The organism is Kribbella sp. CA-247076, assembly GCF_050942445.1.
In the GTDB taxonomy this organism is placed as follows: Bacteria; Actinomycetota; Actinomycetes; order Propionibacteriales; family Kribbellaceae; genus Kribbella.
In genome coordinates this window covers 4,065,850-4,088,449 of sequence record NZ_CP192051.1, presented here as the reverse complement: position 1 = coordinate 4,088,449, position 22,600 = coordinate 4,065,850, and the positions used below count along the sequence as shown (strand labels likewise).

Sequence of the window (22,600 nt, the reverse complement as noted above, 5' to 3'; positions counted from 1 at the left end):
ATCTGACTGCAGTGGGGCACCGGCACTCGCCGGTGCCCCACTCTGCGTTGTGGCTGGATTGCAACGGCGTGTCGGTCCACGAGCCTTTCCAGCTGGATCGAAATGCTTGCCCATGTCAACCAGTCGGAGTACGGGATTCACTGCTCGAACGGTTTGAACCGGGTGACCCGGGGATCCGTTTATCGTGGCATCGCGGCGCAACCAAACTGTCGAAGGAGAAACCGTGAGCGGACGCTGGGACATGGGCCAGGACACCCTGAGCCAACTGGCCAAGAAGACCTCGACCGGAACCCAGGACCTGGGTGGCCTGGTGAAGCAACTGGTCGCCGCCGCCCAGCCGCTGGAAGGCAAGATGAACGGTGCCGGCAAGAAGATGTTCGACGGGTTCAAGGCCCAGGTCGACGGGATCGCCGCCGATCTGAACGCCGGTCTCGCGGCCATCAACCAGGGCCAGTCCGGGATGGACACCGCCTTCCGCGGCGGTGACACCGAGATGGCCGACACGGCCAAGAAGAACCAGGGCTCGGCCGACTTCAACGCCGCCAAGTTCGGCAAGCGCTGAGAGGGGAATCGACGATGGCGAACCGCAACAGCTACGACACCGGGGCCTCGGGTGAGGTCCAGACCACGATCAACAACCTCGCCGGCCAGATCCAGGGCCTGATCGCCGCCCACAAGCAGAACGTGACGGCGGCTCTGGCGGACGCGTCGGCCAGCGGCGTGACCGAGAACTACCGCGGCGTCGAGGACCGCTTCAACAAGGCGGCCGACCAGACGCTCGCGATCATCAAGACGCTGAAGGACACCATGGCGCAGAACGATGCCACCGCCGCCGCGACCTTGAAGAAGGCGTCGGCCGCGGTCGACGGCATCGGCGGCTGATCGCGCACCACGCTCTACCGGTCCTGGACACGCCCGCGGACGGGCGTGCCCGGACCTGCCATGGGCCGAGCCAGGGGCTCCGGCGGACTGAGGAGTGACAGTGGACTGGGATATCGACATCGAGGGCTCGATCAAGGTCCTCACGGACACGAGCAACGCGGCGAAGCCCTTCGACACCTTGGCGAAGAGCTACGGCGACAAGCTCACCGCGATCGCGGAGGGCCTCAACTACGACGTCTTCACGGTCGTCGCGGCGGCGGTCGGCGAGTATGCCAACCACTGGTCGCCGACGATCGAGGCCGCGGCGAAGCAGGTCGGTGCGTCGTTGACCGGTGCCCAGAACGCCCTCAAGGCCTACGCCGAGGGACACAACGAGATGGCGCTGAACGCACAGCTGGCCGCCGGGCGCGGAGAGATCCCGAACCCGCCCGGCGGAAACCCGCAGCCGACCGGAAGGAACAAGGCGGTATGAGCGAGCAAGAGTCGGCGTTGGCGCCGGACGAGGTTGCCCAGGCCGGGCGGGTGCGGCTGGCCGAGTGGCTCACCGCCGAGGCGGACAGCCCCGAGCTGGGGACGACGGCCGAGGAGCTGGCGGACTGGCCGGCGTACCAGGCGGAGGAGTACCTCGTCTTCGTTCCGCCCGGCTTCGCCAACCGGATCTTCCTGCTGGCCGATCACGGCATCAGCTCGTTCGCACCGAGCGAGCAGACGCTGGAGCAGGCGATGGAGGCGGCACGGCCGCAGTCGTGATCGCCCGCACGCCGGACCGGAACTGCGCCCCGCCGTACCCGAAGTGAATCGTCGACCCACGTGTGACCGAGGACTGAACTGACATGATCCAACCCGAAGGCATCCCGATCGCGGAGCTGGACAAAGTGGTGTCGGCCCTCGACCGCAACGTGTTCGGACTGGGCCCGCTCGGCAAAGGCTTCACCGACGTCGGCAACGACGTTCACAACACGTTCCAGCGGCTGAACAACGTCTACCAGGCGCCCGAGCGCGAGGTGCTGGTGAACTCCACCAAGAAGGTTCAGACGAACCTCGCGGAGTTCGGGCCCAGCCTGCCGAAGATGTCGGTCCACCTGGAGCACCTGGCCAACGAGGTGCGCGGCCGGCTCGGATCGCTGAAGAACATCCGGGAAGAGGCCTACACGTGGCACCGCCGGAAGAACGGCAACCCGGAGTGGCAGAACGACCAGGACATGATCGACGACAACAACCGGATGGTTGGGGACGTCACCCGGATCATGACCGAGGAGCTGCCGAACCTCTGCTTCACGGCGGCCAACGAGATCGTCAAGCTGCACGGCGGCAAGCCGTGGGATCCGAAGACCGGCGTGAAGGAAGGTGAAGAGCCGCCGCCGAAGAAGGAAGAGGAGGGCGATCCGCCGCCGCCGGCCTGGGGGACGCCGGAGGAGCGCGACCGGCCACTCTGGCAGGACATCGTGATGGCACCGGTGGACTTCACCGTCGGTGTCCTGACGGTCGTCGGCGAGGCCGTCGAGGGCATCCTGACGCTGATCCCGGTGCTCCCGCTGCTGGCCGAGATCCCCGGTCTGCGGGACTTCGCGAAGGACACGCTGGGCTGGGACATGCCGACCTGGGAGGACGCGGGCAACGCGTGGAAGGGCCTGGCCACGATGGTCGGGCAGATCGCGACCGCGCCGATCCAGCTCGCGTGGTGGGGCTTCGACCAGATCACGGGCATGGACACCCGGCCCGACTGGGTCAAGGAGTGGGGCGAGACGGGCCTCACCATGGGTGAGGGCATGCTGAAGGGCTTCGTCGCCTGGGACGAGTGGGCCAAGAACCCGGCGAAGGCGTTCGGCATGGCGCTGACCAACGTCGTCGCGACCGTTGCCAGCGGTGGTAGCGCGGCCGCGGTGAAGGGTGCGGCGATGGCGGGCAAGTTCGGCTCCGCGAGTATGGCGGTGTCGAAGGTCGCCGGCGTCGCCTCGAAGTTGCAGGGCATGCGGGTCGGGCTGCACGACATGGCACTCGGCGCCGCGACGAAGATCCCGAAGGTCGGCGACGTGGTCGATGGCCTGTCGAAGATCCCGATCGTCGGCGACACCTTCAAGATGCAGGGCGCTCCGAACGTGTCCGTCGACGCCCCCTCGGTCGACACTCCCTCGGCCGACCTGGGCGACGTGACGACGAACGCCCCGAACGTCTCGGTGGACAGTCCAGCCCACACGCCTTCGGTAGACGCTCCTTCGGTCGACACGCCGTTCTCCGGCGCCGACGGTCCGAGCAACACGCCAGGTGTCAGCACACCGACGCCATCGGTCTCCCACGCGGACCCGGGCACGACGGCACCCGTGTCCCATGCAGACCCAGGCACGACGGCGCCGGTCTCGCACGCCAACCCGGGCACGACGACGCCGCAGGCACCCCCGCTGCAGCAAACCACCCCCACCCCGGGCTCCACGCCCGCGCCGGGTTCGACGAGTACGCCGGGTTCCACGCCCACGCCGGGTTCGACGGGTACGCCGGGCTCCACGAGCGCGCCGGGTTCCACGAGCACTCCCGGCTCGACGGGTACGCCGGGTTCGACGAGCGCGCCGGGTTCGACGGGTACGCCCGGTTCCACAGGTACGCCGGGCTCGACCAGCACACCCGGTTCCACAGGTACGCCGGGCTCGACCAGTACGCCGGGTTCCACGACCACGCCGGGCTCGACGAGTACTCCCGGTTCCACGACTCCCGGCTCCACAAGTACACCGGGGACGCAGACCCCTGCGGCGCAGACCAGCCCGACGCTGGACTCTCTCGACACCCAGGGAACGACCGACACCCCGAGCACCACCACGACCTCCGGCACCACGCACACGCCCGGGACGACCACCCCTGGTGCCACGCACACGCCGGAGACGACGCCGGGCACCACGACGACCCCCGGCACCACCCAAACACCTGGCACGACCACGCCCGGTGCCACGCACACTCCCGGCACGACCACCGCCGGTGCGACGCACACGCCAGAGACGACGCCGGGCACCACGACGACCCCCGGCACCACCCACACGCCCGGCACGACCACCCCGGGCGCCACGCACACGCCTGGCACGACTACCCCCGGGGCGACGCAGACGCCGGGCACGACGCACACTCCGGAGACTGGGTCGGCGCCGGGCACCCGTGCGCCGGACGCTCCTGCCGCTCGGGCAGGCGATCCGGCGGTGGCGCCGGTGATGCCGATGCACACCGGCACGCCCGGCCACGGCGGCACCCCGAACACGGGTTCGCCGCACTCGGGCACCCCGGACGCGACCCGGACGCCGGACGCAACCCGGACGCCGGACGCAACCCGGACGCCGGACGCGACCCGGACCCCGGACGCGACCCGGACCCCGGACGCGACCCGGACGCCGGACGCGTCGCGCGGTGCGAGTACGCCGAGTCGCGCGGGCCGAACGGATGCGGAAACCCCGCGCACACGCGGCGACCACGACGACCCCAGTGCGCCACGTCGTACTGGCGACCCGAGCGCTCCCCGGCGCGCCGACGGTGAGTCTGATGCACCGCGTCGTACGTCCGCTGAGCCTGGTGCACCGCGGCAGACGATCGGTCAGCGGCTCGACGGCGACGAGCCCACGATCGCGCAGCGCCTCGAGCCCGACGGGCCGGTCCGGCCGACTCCGCGGCAGTCGATCCCGGACCGCCTGGAGGGCAAGGAACCCACAATCCCCGAACGCCTAGAAGGCGTAGAGCCGGTCGGCACCCGCACTCCGGACGGCACCCGCACTCCGGACGGATCGCGTACGCCGGACGGCTCACGCACGCCGGATGGAACGCGTACGCCGGACGGCACCCGCACTCCGGACGGCACCCGTACTCCGGAGGGAACGCGCACTCCAGATGGAACGCGTACGCCGGACGGCTCACGCACGCCGGACGGATCGCGTACGCCGGATGGTCGGCGTGGGCCGGAGGAGACGCAGCCGGTGGGGCGGCCGGGGGACCGGACGCCTGATGGTGGGCCGACGCGCCCTCGTGGCGAGGACCCGATGTACCCGACCGGCGACCGCCGGCACGCGGACTGGGAATCGCCCGACTACCGCGACCCCTCGCGCACTGGGGAGGCACCCGGGAGGCCGGCTCCGGACGGGAACCGGCCGCCGTGGCACGACCCGAACAACCCGGAGCCCGAGCCGAACTACCCCAACGACCCGACCGATCCGCGGAACCAGCCGTTCGACTACGACCCGGACGAGACCCCGCCGCCGACCCTGTGGCAGCGCCGGGACCCGGCGTACGACCCGGCCGCGGTACGCCGGCAGCCGGATAACCCCGACCCCGCGAACGACCCGTACTGGGACGAGCCGCTCCACCGCCAGCGCGAGATCGACGCGATGAAACCGGACTACATGCGTCCGGAGCCGGGCAAGCCCCGGACGCAGGTCGATCCGCACTCGTTCGTGCACCCGGACCCGCGCGACGCCCGCCGGGGCGAGCTGCGGGACTCGGTCGGGGACCCGCCGGTCAGCAACCCCGAGAACTGGGTCGGCAGGATCAACCCGGACCACCCCCGCAGCATGCAGTACCAGATGAACTGCGCGGAGGTGTCCCGCCGGGCCGCGGACATCTTGAACGGCGATACCCCGGACCTCGCGGCCGGCCGCACGATGGCGCGCGGCGAGGACCCGGAGGGCACGCTCGAGTGGATGGACCTGGAGAACTTCCCGCCCGAGAACCAGATGGTGCTGCGGGATCCGACCCGCCCGCCGTCCGAGTTCACCGACGCCGCCTACCGCCGGTTGTACGACGCACTGTCCGGCCGTCCGCCGGGGACGCACGCGAACGTCTTCGTGACCTGGCGGTCGACCGTGCCCGACATCCCGGGCAGCGGGCACGTGCTGAACGCGTTCGTGGACGCGGCGGGCAACGTCAAGTTCCTCGACGCGCAGCCGCCTGGCGGCATGATCAGGGACGCGTTCCCGCCAGGGCACAATAGTCCGTACCCCCGGAACCCGTACCCCGCCGACATCACCTCGATCCAGTTCGCCGTCCGTGAGCCCGGCGGTCGCTGGGAGGGCCCGCCCCGGCCCGCGAACATGCCACCGGCATCGCAGATGTCGCACATCCGCAAGTCCACGTTCCGCGGCAACGAGCTACCGGATCTCGCCGGCGCCAACACCCCGGACCTCAACCCGCCGGACCTGACTCCGGCCGGCACTCGCGCACCGAACGCGAACAGTCCCGACGCCAACCCAACGGCTCCCGGGTCCCGCACCCCGGACACCAACGCGCCCGACGGACGCCCAGATGGACGTACGCCGGATGGACGTACGCCGGATGGACGTACGCCGGACGGTCGTACCCCGCACGGACGTGGCCCGGAGTCGCACAGCGCGGAGGCTCACCGGGCGGGCGACCGAGCGCCTGAAGCGCACGCGCCGGAGACCCGTGCGCCCGGTGAGCGAGCGCCGGAGTCGCGTGCGCCGGAGGGCCGTGCGCCGGACGGATATACGCCGGAGTCGCGTACGCCGGAAGGACGGACGCCGGATCGGAGTGGTCCGGAGTCGCGTACGCCGGCGTCGGGTGCGCCGGACGGGCGGACGCCGGATCGGAGTGGTCCGGAGTCGCGTACGCCGGCGTCGGGTGCGCCGGACGGGCGGACGCCGGATCGGAGTGGTCCGGAGTCGCGTACGCCGGAGTCGGGTGCGCCGGACGGGCGGACGCCGGAATCGGGTACGCCGGACGGACGTACTCCGGACTCGGGTGCGCCGGACGGGCGTATGTCGGAGCCGGTTGGGCGCGAGTTTGGTGGTGGGCCTGGGCGTGGGGCTGATGGTGGGCCGTTCGAGGGGTCGCAGTTGGCGGATCGCGGGTTCCGCGCGTCGGCTGCTGACGAGGCGGCGTACCGGTCGTCGCTGCGGTCGATCGACCAGGGCAAGATGTTCGAGCACCGGACCCGCGGACGGGAGGCGCTCGGCGACCAGATCGACGACTTCTCCGACCTCGAGCTGAACGCGATGGAAGAGATGCTCGGGATGCCGCACCAGGACATCAACCGGGCGTTCCGGGCGGGCGACACGAGCGTCGAACAGCTGCCGCTGGTGCGGATGGCGACGTCGGCGATGAACAGGCTGCCCGACCACGTCGGCGAGATCCACCGCGGAATCACGTTCGACACGGCCGAGGAGCTGAACGCGTTCCTGGACAACTACGCGCCAGGCGGTTCGACCCGCGAGGCGGCGTTCACGCACTCCGACAAGGACCCGGACGGCGCGAAGATCTTCAGCGGGACGGACTACGGCCCGGCCCGGGTCGTCATGCACATCGACGCGCGGCACGGCAAGGACATGTCGTTCCTGCGTGCCAAGGAACTCGGTGTGGACGAGGTCATGCACCCGCCGCACACCACGTTCTATCCGACGAAGCTGGAGTTCGACCCGGAGACGAAGACGTACCACGTCCACGTCCGGGATCACGGCGGCCCCGAACCCGAGCCGCCGGGCGGCTGGCCGGACGTCGAGCGGGTCACGCAGTCCGACCCCAATCGCGACTACTGGCGCCAGCACGTGCAGGCACAGAATCAGCAGCTGGCGTGGAACCCGTTCGACAACTCGAACCAGACACCGCCGCCTCCACCGCACCAGCCTTCGTACGACGCCGACGCAACCCAGACCGTCCCACGTCAGACGATCGATGCCCAGGGCAACCAGCCCGGTCAGTACCCCCCACCCGGCCAGTTCGGTCCTCCAGGGACATCTCCGAACCAGCCGCCGGGCCACTTCGGCCCGACGGGTCCTCAGGTGGGCCATCCCGGGCAGCAGCCGCAAGGCCAGTTCGGTCCGACGGGCGAGCCGTCGTACCAGCAGCCGTACAGTCCCGGCGGTCAGCCGCCGCATCCGGCGCCTGACTACGGCCCGCCGCCGGCACATCCGGAGCCGCAGTACGGTCCGCCGCCGGGAGGCTTCGGGCCGCAGCACCCGGGCCACCACCCGGACAGCCAGTTCGGTCCAACGGGCGAGCAGCCGGGCTACGGCCCGGGTCAGCCGGGGCAGTTCGGTCCGACGGGTCAGCAGCCGGGCTACGGCCCGGGTCAGCCGGGGCAGTTCGGTCCGACGGGTCAGCAGCCGGGACACGGCCCGGGTCAGCCGGGGCAGTTCGGCCCGACGGGTCAGCAGCCGGGGTATGGGCCGGGTCAGCCTGGGGACTTCGGCCCGACGGGTCAGCAGCCAGAGCACGGCCCGGCGCAGCCGGACCCGTACCAGCAGCCTGGGCAACCGGGCCGCCAGCCTGGCTACGACCCACGGCAGCCGCAGCAGTACCCGCACCATCAGCCTGGTCACCCCGGTCAGCCGGGCCATCCTGGTCACGGCCAGCCTGGGCAACAGCCTGGGTTCGGGCCGCGGGGGCCGGAGCAGTTCCCGCCGCACCAGCAGCCGGGCCAGCCGGGACAGCAGCCGGGGTACGACCCACGGCAGCCGCAGCAGTACCCGCCACGGCAGCCGGACCCGTACCAGCAGCCGGGACAGGCGCCGTTCGGACCTGGGCACAGGCAACCCGACCAGCCTGGCTACCCGAACCAGCCTGGCCAGCAACCGAACCAGCCTGGCTACCCCAACCAGCCTGGTTACCCGAACCAGCCCGGTCAGCATCCGGGGCAGCCGGGTACGCAGCGGCCGGGGCACGCGGGCCAGCAGCCGGCGCACCCGGGACACCAGCCGGGGCAGCCTCCGTACCAGCAGCCAGGGCAGCCTCCGTACCAGCAGCCGGGACAGCCGGGACACCAGCCGGGGCAGCCTCCGTACCAGCAGCCGGGGCATCCTGGTCAGCACCAGGCGGGACGTCCTGGTCAGCAGCCGGGGTATGACCCGCAGCAGTACCCGCCGCGGCAGCCCCGTCCGTTCCAGCAACCTGATCCGTATCAGCACCCGGGACAGCCTGGGTACGACCCTGGGCAGCCGTTCGGGCCAGGGCAGCCGGGGTACAACCCGCAGGAGTTCGGGCCGTCTGCGCGGCATGCTCCGGATGAGCCGCCGCAGTTCGGCGGGCAGCCTCCGGAGTACGGCAGTGAGCCTCCGCAGTACGGCGGCGAGCCGCCGCAGGGCCGGTCGGAGCGGCCGGACTCAGGCGACCAGGCCGACTCAGGCGACCGGCCCGACTCACGTGACCAGCCTGGCTCGGGTGAGCGCCCCGGCGCAGGTGAGGAGCCCGGAGTGGGTGAGCGCCCCGGCGCGGGTGAGGAGCCCGGCGTGGGTGAGCAGCCCGGCACCGGTGAGCGGGGCTCCGGAGGGGCCGAGGAATCGGTGCCAGGTAGCGGGCAGGCCGATTCGGCCGACGGGCAGGACTGGCGTTCGGGCGAGGCGAAGTACGGTGTGACGAAGAAGTCCGGCTTCGACCCGGCGTTCCATCACAAGGCGCTCGGGGACGAGTTCGCGCCTGGTGTGCACGATCCGGACGGTTCGTACACGCCGAAGGAACGGGAGATCGCCGACCGGCTCGGGGAGGAAGGCTGGCGGGTCGACGCGCGCGAGGCGGATCACGACGTCCAGTTCCAGAAGAACCCGGACTCCATGACGCGCAAGCATCCCGGCGACGACGGCATGATCACCGAGTTCAAGACGGTGGACGGTCCGTCGAACACCGCGGTACGGCGGACGATCAACGCAGCCAGCGAGCAGGTTCCGCCGGAGGGCGAGGTGGTGATCGACGGCCGGAATGTCGGCACCACCGAGGAGGACGCGTACCGCGGGTGGCGCAGAGCACTCGGCCAGCCGAAGAAGGTGGTGGCCAAGACCGTTCATGTCATCCTTGGCGACGGCCGGATCGTGACCTACGTGAAGGAGGATTGATGGCCGAGCAGGAGAACATCTTCCTGCAGTCCGGAGCAGCGATCGGGGACGAGGCGAAGCTGATCCAGGACCTGCTCGGCCTCGAGCCGATCCCGAACGCCGAGGGCGCCGGGCCGGACGTGCACGGGCTGCGCGGCCCGGCGGCCACTGCCGACGGCATGGTCGGGTACGTCATCCAGCCGAACGGCCACGTCGACCCGAACGCGGAACCGGACGAGGTGCAGGCCTTCGACGACTACCAGGTCGAGATCGACATCTGGCTCGGCGCACGCGGGCCGACGCAGGCTCAGGAGGCCCGGCTGGTGTTCGACCGACTCGTCGAGGCGCGCCCGGAGGTGCCGATGCTGCTGTGCCATGACCTCACGCTCCTTGTCGCGGCGTACCGCCCCGGCCACGGGATCCACGAATTCCCTCCCGGTACGACGGTGGACGCTCCGGACGCCGCGCACTGGCGCGAGTGGATCGTGGCGGACCAGGAGGCCTAGATGTCCGGGAGTTATGGGACTCAGGTTATTGAGTCGGTGGCGGTTCGGCGGCGGCGGTTGCGGGAGGCTTGGCTGTTCGGGGCCGACCGGGCCAAGAACACGTTGAACGAGCAGACCGGGAAGGTGCTGGCCAGTGTGATGATCGGGGCGCTGGCGTGCGCCGGGTGTGCCGGCGTGTCGTACTTCAAGTCGGCGCAGGCCAAGGAGAACGAGAAGCAGCAGCCTGCGCCGACGGCGACCACGTCCGGTCCGGCCAGCCCGTCACCGTCGAGGTAGGTGCCTACCGGCCGAAGGGGTGGCGGAGCCACGTCCGGCGGGGCTGGGGTTTGAGGGCGGCGGGCAGTACGGCGGTGGGCGGCGTGGCCAGCGTGACCGGGACCTGGACCATTTGGTCGCCCTGGAGCCAGAAGAGGTCGGGGGAGCACTGGTCGGGCGCGCCGCGGTAGCTGTCGGCGATCCACCGGGCGAGCGTGTCGGCGCGTGCCTGGCCGGCGTCGGCGGGGCAGTAGGCAATGGTGCTCAGCCGGGGTACGCCGATCAGCACGCCCGCGCTGATGGATGCCTGCGGCAACAGGTTCTCCCGGTCGACGATCGCCATCGACACCAGCGGATCGTCGTCACGGCTCAGGATCGAGATCCCGTTCTGCTCGCGCGGGACCAGGTCGGCGATCTCGGCCAGGGTGAGCTGAACCGGCGACGGTACGCCGGGATCGCCGAGACCGAGCATCGACCGCCGGACGACGGTCAGCCGCCGTAGCTGGTCACCGGTCCGAACGAACACCACAACCTCGAAGTGGTCGCCGAACGGCAACAATGCGTCAGCTACCGGACCGGCGGTCCGCGCCGACCAGCCGCGCTGCACCAGCAAGGCACGCTGGCGTTCGGCGACGTCGCCGTACCGGTGCTCCTCGGTGGCGAGCTCACCCTCGGCGACGACGGCGCGCAGCCAGGCCTCGATCCGTTCGGGCCAGTGGGTTTTTGGTAGCTGGAGGCAACGATCGACGATCTCGCCGACGCCCACGACGGCGGACATCTGCAGCGCACCGCGCCCCCAGCCGACCTCGACGGTCCGTTCCGCGGCGTCCACGACACAGCCTGGCAACCAGATCGGTGCCAGGTCCGCAATCATTTCGACCACGGTGGAATCGTTCGTGCCTGTCATCCCTTGACCTCACCCACCACTAGAGTGTCTCGCACGTCCGTCGGTAAGAAGTACGAAGTCCCCCGCGCAACCGCGGGCTGGTCCAGCGGAGGAAAACCTTAGTGGCAAGCCGGATCGTGCACCGCCCGGCGCGTCGCACACCTGCCCCCGGGGTGCAGCAGCAGCGCGTGATCGAGCCTGCACCGAGCCTCCCCGGCGGAGGCGGTGGTGGCGGAGGCGGTGGCGCCCTGCAGATGATGCTGCCGATGGTCGGCAGCATCGGGTCGGTCGCGATGATGACGATGGGCCGCTCGGGGCCGATGGTGATGGTCGGGATCGGCCTGCTGGGCCTCACTCTGGTCGGCTCGGTCGGGGGCATGCTCGCGTCCCGCGGCCGGGGCGGGAAGGACCGGAAGAACCAGCGCACCCGCTACCTGGACTACCTGGAGCGGATGCGCGACGAGTTCTCCAAGGAGGAGCGCAAGGCCCGGGCGCAGGCGCTCGAGCTGAACCCGCCGCCGGACGCCCTGCTCGACTGCGTGGTGGACGTCTCGCGGCTGTGGGAGCGCCGGCGTACGGACAGTGACTTCCTGCAGCCGCGGTGCGGCAGCGGCCGGGTGCCGGTGGTGCCGGCGGTGGTGGGCCAGGGCGGGTCCGCGATGGAGCCGCCGGATCAGTTCATGATGGCCGAGGCGAACGCGCTGGTACGGCGCTTCACCGAGATGCCCGACATGCCGCTGACCGTCCCGCTCGACCACGTCGGCAACGTCAGCATCGTCGGCGACCGCGAGGGCGTGGTCCGCGTCGCTCGTTCGCTGCTCGTGCAGACGGCGGTGTTCCACGCGCCGGAGGACGTCATGATGGCGGCGAGCTTCCCGCGGCAGGCGATGCCGGACTGGCAGTGGATGAACTGGCTACCGCACGTCCAGGATGCGGAGCGCAAGCAGGGTGCGCTCCCGTTCCGCCGGATCGCGCAGAGTCCGCAGGACTTGTCGCACCTGCTGTCCGCCGACCTGGGCGAGCGCGTCCAGTGGGCGACCGAATCGCGCCGAGGCTCGGTGAACTTCGACGACCGTCGCCGGCTGACCAGGCGGCTGCTCGTCCTGCACGACACGTACGGCGACGTCGCGGCCGAGGTCCGCCCGCAGGCCGACGACTCCCTCGTTCCCGGTGAACTCGGAGTCACCGTGCTGCACCTGGTCGCCGACCGGCTGCAGGAGCCGAGCTCGGTGACGATGCGGATCACCGTGTACGGCGACGAGGTCCGGATCGAGGACCTGCGCGGACCGTACCCGATGGCCGCCAGCGGCCAGGTGGACCCGATGGAGGCACCCGTCGCCGAAGGCATCGCCCGTGAGCTGGCGCCGCTGCGGTTGTCCGCGGAGTCGCTGGAGGAGGACGCGCAGCGCGACGACGTCGATTTCATGGGCCTGATCGGGATCACCGACGTGGCCCGGCTGGACTTCGACCACCTGTGGCAGCCACGGTCGGACCGGGCGTTCCTGCGGGTGCCGCTGGGCGTCGACGACACCGGGGCCGACGTACTGGTCGACCTCAAGGAATCGGCGCAGCTGGGGATGGGGCCACACGGCCTGTGCGTCGGCGCGACCGGTTCCGGCAAGTCCGAAGTACTGCGGACCATGGTGATGGCGCTGATGGCCACGCACAGTCCGGAGGACCTGTCGTTCGTGCTGGTCGACTTCAAGGGTGGTGCGTCGTTCGCGCCGTTCGAGCGGGTGCCGCACGTGGCCGGCATCATCACCAACCTGCGGGACGACGCCAGCCTGATCGAGCGGGCGTACAAGAGCCTGGAAGGCGAGGTGCAGCGCCGCCAGCAGGTGCTGAAGGACGCCGGCAACATCGCCAACATCACCGACTACCGGCTGCACCGGCAGCAGAAGCCGGAGCTGGCCCCGCTGCCGCACCTGTTCGTGATCATCGACGAGTTCGGCGAGCTGCTGAACGAGCGGCCGGACTTCATCGACCTGTTCCTGTCGATCGGCCGGATCGGGCGGTCGATCGGCGTCCACCTGCTGCTGTCCAGCCAGCGGGTCGAGTCCGGCAAGCTGCGCGGTCTGGAGACCTACCTGTCCTACCGGCTCGGTCTTCGGACGTTCTCCGAGGAGGAGAGCCGGACGGTGCTGGACACCACCGACGCGTTCCACCTGCCGCCGCTGCCCGGTTTCGGGTTCCTCAAGGTCGACACCAGCGTGTACCAGCGGTTCCGGGCGGCGTACGTCTCCGGTCCGTACGTCGCGCCGGCGGACGAGGTGATCGAGGACGAGGGTACGGACGTGCGGCCGCTCGAGCTCCCGCCGTACCAGCTGTCCGAGGCCGAGCTGGAGGCGCGGCGGCCGGTGGCTCAGGTGAAGGCGACCGAGCGTACGACGGGGCCGACCGAGCTGAACGTGTTCGTCGACCAGGTGCGCAAGGCAGCCAAGCAGGTGCTGAAGATCTGGCTGCCGCCACTGCCGTCCGCCTGCACGCTGGACGCGCTCGGCGGCCGGGCGGACTACGTCGACGGCCGTGGTCTGCAACTGGCGGTGCGGCCGCCGCAGATGATGCCGCCGGTCGGCGTGGTCGACGACCCGGCCAACCAGCGCCAGGAGGTCTTCCGGCTGGACCTGACCCGGGCCGGCGGTCACGCCGCGATCGTCGGCGGTCCGCAGTCCGGCAAGACGACCGCGCTGCGCACCCTGGTCACCTCGCTGGCGCACACCCACACGCCACAGGAGGTCGCGATCTACGCGCTCGACCTCGCCGGCGGCGGGATGCAGGCGCTGTCGGAGCTGCCGCACGTCGGCGGCGTCGCGCTGCGCACCGACCGGGAGCGGATCCGGCGGACCGTCGAGGAGATCCGCGGGATGATCGACCACCGCGAGCGGGTCTTCCGCAACCACGCCATCGACACGATGGAGGCGTTGCGCGCCGACCACGCGGCCGGCCGCATCCCCGAGCTGCCGACCGCCGACGTCGTCCTGGTGATCGACAACTTCGGCGCGATCCGGACGACGTTCGACGAGCTGGACGAGCCGATCACCGACGTCCTGCAGCGCGGCAGCAGCTACGGCGTGCACGTGGTGACGTCGATGATGCGCTGGAACGACGTCCGCATGCAGAACCAGGCGATGTTCGGCACGATGCTCGAGCTGCGGCTGAACGACGCGTCGGACTCCAACATCGACCGGCGCCTGCAGGAGGTCCTGCGCAAGGCCGGTCCGGGCCGGATGCTGGTGCCGGGCAGCAAGCTGTTCGCGCAGTTCGCGCTGCCGCGGGTGGACGGGGTCGCCGCCGACGAGAACCTGTCCGAGATCCTCGAGAGCCAGGCGCTGACGCTGCGGTCCACCTGGCAGGGCCCGCGGGCTCCGCAGGTCAGGATCCTGCCGCTGAAACTGCCGCGCGAGCAGCTGGGCGACGACGTCCGGCAACCGGCCGTCGTCCCGATCGGCGTGGACGAGCGCGCGCTGGCGCCGGTGTACCTGGACCTCGGCGGGCGGGACACCAATCTGGTGGTGTTCGGCGACAGCGGCTCGGGCAAGACGAACATCGTCCGGCTCGTCGTCCAGCAGCTGATCGAGCGGCACACCTCCGACCAGCTCGTGTTCGCGGTGATGGACCCGCGCCGCGGTCTGCGGGAGTTCGTGCCGGAGGCGTACGTCGGTGGCTACGCGCCGACCGGCCGGGTCGCGGCGGGACTCGCCAACGGGGTGTCGCAGGAGCTGGCCAAGCGGATGCCGGACGACACCGGCGCGATTCCCGAAGCGGGTCTGGGCGGGCCGCGGATCGTCGTACTCGCCGACGACTACGACCTGCTGACGACCGGCGGGCAGTCGCCGATGGACGCCTTCCTGCCGTACGTCGCGTCCGGGCGCGACATCAAGTTGCACTTCATCGTGACCCGGCGCGCCTCGGGTGCGTCGCGGCAGATGTACGAGCCGTTCCTGTCCGCGGTCATGGAGTCCGGAGCGGCCGGCCTGGTGCTGTCCGGCGACCGCAGCGAGGGACAGCTCTTCACCGGTGCCTACCCGGGCGACTACCCGCCCGGCCGGGGGCTGTTCGTACGACGAGGCGACGGACCGGAGCTGGTCCAGACAGCGCTGGCCGACCCGGTCCAGGCCGCCAGCCAGAGCAGTGGAGGAACGACATGACCTACGACCTGGTGGCTCTCGTCGACGGGCGGCCGTCGAGTGAGGACGTGCTAGCCGGCCTGACGGCCGCGGGCGAGGAGCTCGGGGTGCGCGCGGTGAGCGGCGGCGCGGTCGTCCAGCTGTGCGGCGAGGACAACCTGCCACTGGTGTCGATCGAGCTGCCGCTGCTGATCCAGGTGCCGGGCGAGGTCGAGCGGATGCTCGGTACGACGGTCGGCACGGTCGACACCCCGGCGTGGTGGGTGGAGATCCGGGCGACCGCGGCGGACGGGGCACGCGAGGTCGCGGAGCAGTACGCGAACACGTTGATCAACCGGCTCGGCGGCCGGGTCTGGACGTCCGAAGGGATCCGGACACCCGGGGACGGGACACCGCAGGGCGCGAGCGAGGGAACCGACTGACATGCCGAACGACCTGATCTTCAGCCCGGGCGTCGACCTGATCACCGAGAAGGTCGCCGTCGTCATGCAGGACCGTCCGGTGATCGGCATGTCGGCCTGGCTCAGCGACGCGCTGACGTCGGCGAAGGCGTCCGCGCGTGACGTGCAGCTGGTGACACCGAAGCACTCCCGGCTGACCTGGCCGGTCCGGTCGTCGCTGTTCAAGGGCGCGTACTCCAAGTGGGTCGTGACCGGCGACGACGGGGAGTACTTCGACGGCCTCAACGGGGTCCGGCTGAAGTGGAACGGCGAGCTGTTCCTGGCCCGCTCGACCGCCACGCGCGGGCAGCCGACCTCGGACCTGCATCCGGACTTCGTGGTCCAGGAAGACCTGTTCGGCCAGCTCCAGTTCACCGTGCGGGTCCGGCACAAGCCGGTCGACAGCCTGATGCTGGGCGAGATCGCGGACCGGCTGTTCACCGCGACCACCGGCAGCGGTCCGGCCGGCTGGTCGACGTCGGAGCCGGTGACCCAGCCGTGGAGCCGGGAAGCGCTGACCGAGTACTGCCGGGACCGGGCGCCGAGCCCGACCTGGCTGATCCTGTCCGGGCAGCCTGGTGCGGAGTTCCGGCCCGCGGTCGGCACCCTGGACGTCCGGCGGGTCGAGTCCGGCGTGGACGAGACCCTGACTCTGGCGGTCTCGCAGCCCGGGATGGACTTCCCGAACGTGAACAAGGTCGGCGAATGGATCGACGAGGTCGCCGACCGCCTCGAACTGATCTCGGCGATGGTGATCGGCTCGAACGGCGAGGCGGACGGCACCTACCTGCCGCGGTTCGTCGGCATGGGCTCGCCGATCGGGATGGCGGCCGGCAACGAGGCGGTCCGGGAGCACGGCATCCAGAAGCTGGTCAGCCTGGAGGGCAGCAACCGGGCGCTGGCGATCGGCCCGGCGCACGCGCCGGCCGTCTGGTACCCGATCGGCGACGGGCGCAACCCGCGCGACTGGGATACCTACGCGAAGCTGGTGAAGAGCCTGGTCCCGGCCGAAGCGATCGCGGGCAAGGCGTGACGAAACGGAGTTCCGACGGCATGAAGCGAGGACGGGGATGAGCACGTACAGCCGGGTGACGGTGATCGGTCAGCGCCGGCGGCTGGACGCGGTGTTGCCGGCCGACGAGCCGCTCGGCGTCCTGCTGCCCGACCTGCTGCGGATGCTGGACGAGCCGATGCAGCAGACTCCGCAGCGGCGCTTCCTGACCACGGCCGGCGGGGTGCTGGTGCCGCCGGAGGGCACGCTGTCGTCGGCGCGGATCATCGACGGCTCGGTGCTGCGGCTGGCGTCCGAGGGTGAGTTGCCCCCGCCGCCGACCGTGTACGACGTGACCGAGGAAGCGGTCGAGGACCTCAAGCGGCGCGGCGCGACCTTCACGCCGAAGCACCGGCGGATCCTGGCCGGCGCCGGCCTGGTCTTCTCGATCGTCGCCGGGGCGATCTCGCTGCTGGTCGCCGCGCCGAACGGGGCGACCGCGGCGATCCTGCTCGTCCTCGCGGCGATCTGCGCCTTCGTCGGGATCGCGCTCGGCCGGACCGGGAACAAGATCGTGGCGATCCCGCTGGTCACCGTCGCGACCGTACTGCTGGCGCTGGCCGTCGGCTTCTGGGCGCTGGACGCCGGCTGGGAGCTCGGTCTGGTGCTGTCGGTCGGAGCGCTCTGTCTCGCGTTCGGGCCGATGTTCTACGCGGCCGCCGGCGTTGCCGGTGGCGGTGTGGTCGCGGGTGCGACCGCGGTGCTGTTCGTGGCCGTGTGGATCATCGGTGTCGGGGCGGGGCTCGCGTGGTTTCGGATCGGTGCACTCGCGGCGCTCCTCGCCGTACTGCTGCTCGGTCTGCTGCCGCGGATGGCGCTCGCCCTGTCCGGACTGTCCGGACTGGACGACAAGCGGGCCGCGGGTCAGGAGATCATGCGCGGTGACGTCCAGAGCGCACTCAACGCCGCGCACCTCGGTCTGGCGCTGGCCACCGTGCCGATCGCGCTGTCGTCGGCGATCGCGGGCATCCAGCTGGTGCGTGACGGCTCCGCCTGGGCGGTGGCGCTGGCGCTCGTGCTGGCGTTCCTGCTGGCGTCGAGGTCGCGGCTGTACCCGCTGGTGAGCGAGGTCGCGGTGCTGTTCGCGGCGGCGTTCACGATCGTGTCGGGGTGTGTGCTGATCGCGGCGGCGAACGGCCAGGGCGGTGCGTTCATCGCGCTCGGGCTGCTGGTGCTGGTGGCGATGTTCTGCGCCTTCGGTCTCAGTTTCGCACCGGCGGAGCATGTCCGTGCGCGGCTCACCCAGCTGCTCGACTATCTTGAGGTCGGGGCCGTCATCGCGACGGTGCCCCTGGCGCTGGGAGTCTTCGGCGTCTACTCCCAGCTGCTGAACGCCTTCTGACGACCGGATGGAATGACTGAATCGAACTGGCAGGGTGACATGCTGCGCCAGATGGCGGAGCAGTCACCGGCCGAAGAACCGGACCGCCCGGACACTCCGCCCGCACCGGCACCCGCCGCACCTCCCGCGGCCCCTGCCGGGCAGGGCGGTCCACCTGTGCCACCACCACACCAGCAGCCGGGCTCGTACCAGCAGCAGCCACCGCCTCCGCAGTACCAGCAGCCGCCTCCGCAGCAGCAGCCGCCGTATCCGCAGGAGCAGCAGTACCCGCCCCAGCAATACCCGCCGCAGCAGCCCCACCCCCAGCAGCCTTATCCGCAGCAGCCCTACCCGCCGGAGCAGTACCCACCCCAGCAGTACCCGCCGCCGCCTTACCCGCCGGAGCAGCAGCCGTACCCGCCGCAGGACTACCAGCAGCCGCCGCCGTACCAGCCGGGTCCGTACGACCAGCAGTACCCGCCGCCGTACGAGCAGCAGTACCCGCCGCAGCAGTACCCGCCGCAGCAGGGCTACCAGGGTCCGCCCGGCCAGGTCGCGCCGTACCAGCCCGCGCCGTACGAGCAGTACCCACCGCAGCCGCAGTACCAGCATCCCGAGTACCCGCAGCAGCCGTACCCGGAGCCGCAGTACGAGGAGCAGTACCCGCCCCAGGGTCAGCAACACCCCGGCCAGGTGCCGCACCAGGACTACTACGACCAGCCGCAGTACCCGGGCCATCCACCGGCCCACGACGACGGCTGGGGTCAGCCGACGCCGCAGTCGGACCAGATCGGTACGCCGATGCCCGTCGTGCAGGGCGACTCGGTGTTCGACCGGTTCCGCCGGATCGCCTCCGAGGCGGCGTACCTGGTCGGTGCCTCGGGCCGGATGCAGCGCGACGTGGACAACATCGCCACCATCCGCCGCCCGATCGCGATCATGCGCCGCGTCGGCGTGCTGAGCCCGGTCACCAACGGCGGTACGTCGACCCTGACCGCACTGCTGTCCACCATGCTGGCGGCGCAGCGCTCCGACCGGGTGGTTGCGGTCGACGCGGACCCGGGTGGCGCCGAGCTGTCCCGGCGACTGGAGCTCTCCGTCGGTGCTGGTCCGATCGAGCGGGTGACCCTGCTGCGCAGTGAAGGCACCGCCGAATCGGTCCGGAAGACCCTCGCGGAGGCACAAGGGCAGGGAGCGCGCGACGTCGGGCTGGCCGTGGTCGACTGCCCGGGCGGGCTGTTCGACGAGATCAGCGCCGAGCTGGCCGGCTCCGGGCATTGTGCGGTCGTGGTGGTGCCGTCGGTGCAGCACGTGGCGAACTACTGCCTCGCGCAACTGGACCAGCTGACCCCGGACGGTCAGGACGTGCTGCTGACCCGCGGAATCGTGGTCATCAGCGTGGTCGAGAACGTCGACCCCGCCTCCGTCGGCTGGCTGGTCGAGGCGTTCCGCCGGCGCGGGATGGAGCCGGTCGTGCTGCCATTCGACGCGCACATCGCGCAGTCCTGGCCACTGCGCACCGAGCAGCTCCAGTCGGACACCCGCCGGGCGGTCCTGGACCTGGCCGCCCGGGTGGTCGAGACGGTGACCCGCACGACCGGCTGACTCCCCGGCAAGCCTCAAGTCGCGGTTGAATCCGGAAAGTTTCCCGGATCGCTGAACCGTTCGGCCGATTCGGTCGTTTGTCCCGGTATCCGCCCCGAGTTTTGCGGGGTGGGGTAGGAAGAAGAGAAGCAGAGCGTTCAACTACTTCGACCGGAAGCTCCTGGAGGTCCAGATTCATGAGCGATGACACCATGGCCCCGCCCAGCATGCCGCCGACCAGCCCGGCAGCCCCCGAGGCGACGCCCGCGGGTGACGACCTGCGCGACCGGAGGTCGGTGCTTCGCTGCGCGGCCATGGTCGCGCTGGCCGGCGCCGGCGCGCCGATCCTGGCCGCCTGCGGCGGGGGAGACGACGCGGGCTCGACCGGGACCACCGGCACCTCGGCGCCGCCGTCCAGCGCGCCCACCTCGGCCACCAGTTCGGCGCCGTCCTCGAGCGCGCCGTCGTCGAGCGCGCCCGCCAGTGGCACGGTGCTCGGCCCGGCGTCCGACGTACCTGTCGGGGGCGGCAAGGTCTACACCGACGCGAAGGTCGTGGTGACCCAGCCGGCCGCGGGCCAGTACAAGGGCTTCTCCGCGGTCTGCACCCACCAGGGCAACCCGATCGGCTCGGTGGAGGGCGGCCAGATCGTCTGTCCGTTCCACAACAGCCACTTCAGCATCAGCGACGGCAGCGTGGTCAGCGGTCCGGCCCAGCGGCCGCTGCCGGGCGTCGAGGTCGCCGTCCAGGGCAGCAACATCGTCCAGACCTCCTGACTCCCGATCGGCCGCGCCACCACGCGGCCGGACGGGGGACAACCAGAAGAGCCCGGCCTTCGGGGGCCGGGCTCTTCTCGTTCGGTCGATCAGCGCTGGACGGCCGGGTCGACCTTCCCGACGTACAGCAGCTTGTTCGGTGAGCCGGTGCCCGGGTCGCCCACCTTGTCCGGCGTGGACGCGCCGACCAGGGCGGTGGTCACGTCGGCCGGCGTGGCCTCCGGGTGGTCGGCCAGGTAGAGCGCGATCCCGCCGGCCACGTGCGGCGACGCCATCGACGTACCGCTCATGGTGTCGGTCGACTCCGGGTCGGTGATGCCGGCGGACAGGACGTCGACCCCCGGGGCGAACAGGTCCACGCACTTGCCCCAGTTGGAGAACGTCGCCTTCTTGTCCTGGTCGTCGGTGGCGCCGACGGTGATCGCCGACGGCTCCCGGGCCGGCGAGCTGGCGCAGGCGTCCGAGCTCTCGTTGCCGGCGGCAACCGCATAGGTGATGCCGGCGCCCACCGAGGCCTTCACCGCGGCGTCGAGCGCGTCGTCGGCGACGCCGCCGAGGCTCATGTTCGCGACCGCGGGCTTGGCGGCGTTCTTGGTCACCCAGTCGATGCCGCCGATGACGGACTCGGTCGAGCCCGACCCCTTGCAGTCGAGCACCCGGACGCCGAACACCTTCGCGCCCTTCGCGACGCCGTACGTCGTCCCGGCGACTGTGCCGGCCACGTGCGTGCCGTGGCCGTGGCAGTCGACCCCGTTCTGGCCGTCGCCGACCGTGTCCGTGCCGACCGACGCGCGGCCGCCGAAGTCCTTGTGGGCGGCGTAGATGCCGGTGTCGACCACGTAGACGTTGACGTTCTCCGCCGTACTGGACGCCTCGTACTTCTTGTCCAGCGGCAGGTCGCGCTGGTCGCTGCGGTCCAGGCCCCACGGCGGGTTGTCCTGGCTCACGGTGATCCGCTGGTTCTGCTGGACGAACGCGACCCGCTCGTCGGCCGCCAGCCTCTTCGCCTGGTCCTCGGTCATCCCGGCGGAGAAGCCCTTCACCGACGCGTCGTACTGCTTGCGCACCTTCACGTCGTAGCTGTTCGCAAGGCTCGCGGTGGTGGCCCGGGTCTCGGCCTGGGTCCGCTGCCCGGCCAGGACGACGATGTAGCTGCCGGCGATGGCGTCGAGGCTGCCGGCGCCGCGGATCGTCACACCGGCCTCGTCCGCGGCGTTGCTGCCGGCGGCGGTGGCGACGATCCCGGTGGCGGCCAGCGCGGCGGCGGCGACTGCTCCGAGCACGGCGCGCGGTCTGGCTACGGATGGGGACATGGGCGGCTCCCTCGAGTCGGCGCAAGGCCCAGTTGCCTCACGCAAAGGTCCTGCGCATCTACCCTGGGTCACACGCTAGGAAGTCCGCTCATCCCAACCAGGGGTCAGACCCGGCTTATGAGGCAAGCCGCAACACGACCGCAAAGAGTCAGTGCGTTTGCCGGGCGCGGTGCTTGTCGTACTTGCGCACGGCGAAGTCGTACGCCTCGGCCAGCAACGGCTCGACCGGCGTCAGGTCGGTCGGCGCGATGATCGCCACCCAGTACTGCGAGGCGTAGAACGGATGGGGCATGAGCCGGTCCCGCGCGGCGTAGTCGTGGCCGGAGTCCAGCACCCCGTCCGCGTCCCGCTCGGTCGGCACCGGTCCGAAGAGGGAGGTGTACGTCGCTTTCGTCAGCCCGAGGTTGAGCCGCCAGGCCCCGGGCTCGTCCAGCCGGGACACCGTCTCGTAGTGGTCGCCGGTCACGATCGTCGCGAACGGCTGCTGCCGTTCGGGCGGGAGGTCCGCGGCCGGGTCGTACAGGTAGAACAGGTCGCCCTGGCCCTCGAGCACCCGCACCCCGTCGTACCTCCGGATCAGGAGGTCCATCTCGTCAACAGTCATGCTTCAAGTGTGTCATTGAAGTCGCAATTGAGACTTCGGCGGAATTCCAGCTTTGTCCGTGCCGCGAAC

General features: G+C 70.9%; 16 protein-coding genes. 13 read left to right on the top strand and 3 right to left on the bottom strand.

All coding sequences use genetic code 11. The features are described 5' to 3' along the window. The first annotated feature begins 223 nt into the window (after positions 1 to 223). The 7 genes from ACQPYZ_RS19365 (at position 224) to ACQPYZ_RS19335 (ending at position 10,450) form a co-directional block, all read left to right on the top strand. A complete protein-coding gene (locus ACQPYZ_RS19365) occupies positions 224 to 562 on the top strand; it encodes a hypothetical protein (RefSeq protein ID WP_433157674.1) in 339 nt (112 codons plus the stop codon). A 14-nt stretch (positions 563 to 576) separates the two neighbouring features. Further along, positions 577 to 882 carry a pore-forming ESAT-6 family protein gene (locus ACQPYZ_RS19360; protein ID WP_433157671.1) on the top strand — a complete coding sequence of 102 codons (306 nt, stop codon included), beginning with the start codon at positions 577 to 579 and terminating at the stop codon, positions 880 to 882. Between the two features lie 100 nt (positions 883 to 982). Next, entirely contained in the window at positions 983 to 1,354 is a 372-nt protein-coding gene (locus ACQPYZ_RS19355; RefSeq protein WP_433157668.1) for a DUF6507 family protein, read from the top strand. Further along, entirely contained in the window at positions 1,351 to 1,632 is a 282-nt protein-coding gene (locus ACQPYZ_RS19350) for a hypothetical protein (protein ID WP_433157665.1), read from the top strand. Before ACQPYZ_RS19355 ends, ACQPYZ_RS19350 begins: the two co-directional genes overlap by 4 nt. Positions 1,633 to 1,715: 83 nt before the next feature. Then, on the top strand, positions 1,716 to 9,689 hold the full coding sequence (locus ACQPYZ_RS19345; protein ID WP_433157662.1) for a toxin glutamine deamidase domain-containing protein: 7,974 nt from the start codon (positions 1,716 to 1,718) through the stop codon (positions 9,687 to 9,689). Then, on the top strand, positions 9,689 to 10,174 hold the full coding sequence (locus ACQPYZ_RS19340) for a hypothetical protein (protein ID WP_433157659.1): 486 nt from the start codon (positions 9,689 to 9,691) through the stop codon (positions 10,172 to 10,174). The genes ACQPYZ_RS19345 and ACQPYZ_RS19340 overlap by 1 nt, the downstream gene beginning before the upstream one ends. Before the next feature lie 36 nt (positions 10,175 to 10,210). Then, on the top strand, positions 10,211 to 10,450 hold the full coding sequence (locus ACQPYZ_RS19335; protein WP_433157656.1) for a hypothetical protein: 240 nt from the start codon (positions 10,211 to 10,213) through the stop codon (positions 10,448 to 10,450). Positions 10,451 to 10,454: 4 nt separating this feature from the next. On the opposite strand, the gene ACQPYZ_RS19330 is transcribed toward ACQPYZ_RS19335, so the two are convergent. Continuing rightward, positions 10,455 to 11,303 carry a hypothetical protein gene (locus ACQPYZ_RS19330; protein WP_433157653.1) on the bottom strand — a complete coding sequence of 283 codons (849 nt, stop codon included), beginning with the start codon at positions 11,301 to 11,303 and terminating at the stop codon, positions 10,455 to 10,457. 200 nt (positions 11,304 to 11,503) lie between these two features. On the opposite strand from ACQPYZ_RS19330, the gene eccCa reads away from it, so the two are divergent. The 6 genes from eccCa (at position 11,504) to ACQPYZ_RS19300 (ending at position 20,614) form a co-directional block, all read left to right on the top strand. Beyond that, positions 11,504 to 15,463 (top strand): type VII secretion protein EccCa, encoded by a 3,960-nt coding sequence (eccCa, locus tag ACQPYZ_RS19325; protein ID WP_433157650.1) that lies wholly within the window; start codon positions 11,504 to 11,506, stop codon positions 15,461 to 15,463. Beyond that, entirely contained in the window at positions 15,460 to 15,864 is a 405-nt protein-coding gene (locus ACQPYZ_RS19320) for a hypothetical protein (protein ID WP_433157648.1), read from the top strand. Before eccCa ends, ACQPYZ_RS19320 begins: the two co-directional genes overlap by 4 nt. Position 15,865: 1 nt before the next feature. Then, a complete protein-coding gene (locus ACQPYZ_RS19315) occupies positions 15,866 to 16,915 on the top strand; it encodes a DUF6177 family protein (RefSeq protein ID WP_433157645.1) in 1,050 nt (349 codons plus the stop codon). 37 nt (positions 16,916 to 16,952) lie between these two features. Next, positions 16,953 to 18,275 carry a type VII secretion integral membrane protein EccD gene (gene eccD / locus ACQPYZ_RS19310; RefSeq protein ID WP_433157643.1) on the top strand — a complete coding sequence of 441 codons (1,323 nt, stop codon included), beginning with the start codon at positions 16,953 to 16,955 and terminating at the stop codon, positions 18,273 to 18,275. A gap of 12 nt (positions 18,276 to 18,287) precedes the next feature. After that, positions 18,288 to 19,859, top strand: a complete 1,572-nt coding sequence (locus tag ACQPYZ_RS19305) for a hypothetical protein (protein WP_433157640.1) — start codon at positions 18,288 to 18,290, stop codon at positions 19,857 to 19,859. Positions 19,860 to 20,035: 176 nt separating this feature from the next. Next, positions 20,036 to 20,614: a Rieske (2Fe-2S) protein gene (locus ACQPYZ_RS19300; protein WP_433157637.1), complete on the top strand. Its 579-nt coding sequence runs from the start codon at positions 20,036 to 20,038 to the stop codon at positions 20,612 to 20,614. A gap of 89 nt (positions 20,615 to 20,703) precedes the next feature. On the opposite strand, the gene ACQPYZ_RS19295 is transcribed toward ACQPYZ_RS19300, so the two are convergent. Beyond that, positions 20,704 to 21,927: a S8 family peptidase gene (locus ACQPYZ_RS19295; protein ID WP_433157634.1), complete on the bottom strand. Its 1,224-nt coding sequence runs from the start codon at positions 21,925 to 21,927 to the stop codon at positions 20,704 to 20,706. A gap of 148 nt (positions 21,928 to 22,075) precedes the next feature. Then, positions 22,076 to 22,531, bottom strand: coding sequence for a DUF6194 family protein (locus ACQPYZ_RS19290; RefSeq protein WP_433157631.1), 456 nt, complete (start codon positions 22,529 to 22,531; stop codon positions 22,076 to 22,078). Between the last annotated feature and the right edge of the window lie 69 nt (positions 22,532 to 22,600).

What these genes read in the sequence shown, in the direction of transcription:
- ACQPYZ_RS19360 (WP_433157671.1), top strand. Translation starts at nt 577, where the DNA reads ATGGCGAACCGCAACAGCTACGACACCGGGGCCTCGGGTGAGGTCCAG.
- ACQPYZ_RS19350 (WP_433157665.1), top strand. Translation starts at nt 1,351, where the DNA reads ATGAGCGAGCAAGAGTCGGCGTTGGCGCCGGACGAGGTTGCCCAGGCC.
- ACQPYZ_RS19345 (WP_433157662.1), top strand. Translation starts at nt 1,716, where the DNA reads ATGATCCAACCCGAAGGCATCCCGATCGCGGAGCTGGACAAAGTGGTG.
- ACQPYZ_RS19340 (WP_433157659.1), top strand. Translation starts at nt 9,689, where the DNA reads ATGGCCGAGCAGGAGAACATCTTCCTGCAGTCCGGAGCAGCGATCGGG.
- ACQPYZ_RS19330 (WP_433157653.1), bottom strand. Translation starts at nt 11,303, where the DNA reads ATGATTGCGGACCTGGCACCGATCTGGTTGCCAGGCTGTGTCGTGGAC.
- ACQPYZ_RS19320 (WP_433157648.1), top strand. Translation starts at nt 15,460, where the DNA reads ATGACCTACGACCTGGTGGCTCTCGTCGACGGGCGGCCGTCGAGTGAG.
- ACQPYZ_RS19315 (WP_433157645.1), top strand. Translation starts at nt 15,866, where the DNA reads ATGCCGAACGACCTGATCTTCAGCCCGGGCGTCGACCTGATCACCGAG.
- eccD (WP_433157643.1), top strand. Translation starts at nt 16,953, where the DNA reads ATGAGCACGTACAGCCGGGTGACGGTGATCGGTCAGCGCCGGCGGCTG.
- ACQPYZ_RS19305 (WP_433157640.1), top strand. Translation starts at nt 18,288, where the DNA reads ATGACTGAATCGAACTGGCAGGGTGACATGCTGCGCCAGATGGCGGAG.
- ACQPYZ_RS19300 (WP_433157637.1), top strand. Translation starts at nt 20,036, where the DNA reads ATGAGCGATGACACCATGGCCCCGCCCAGCATGCCGCCGACCAGCCCG.
- ACQPYZ_RS19295 (WP_433157634.1), bottom strand. Translation starts at nt 21,927, where the DNA reads ATGTCCCCATCCGTAGCCAGACCGCGCGCCGTGCTCGGAGCAGTCGCC.
- ACQPYZ_RS19290 (WP_433157631.1), bottom strand. Translation starts at nt 22,531, where the DNA reads ATGACTGTTGACGAGATGGACCTCCTGATCCGGAGGTACGACGGGGTG.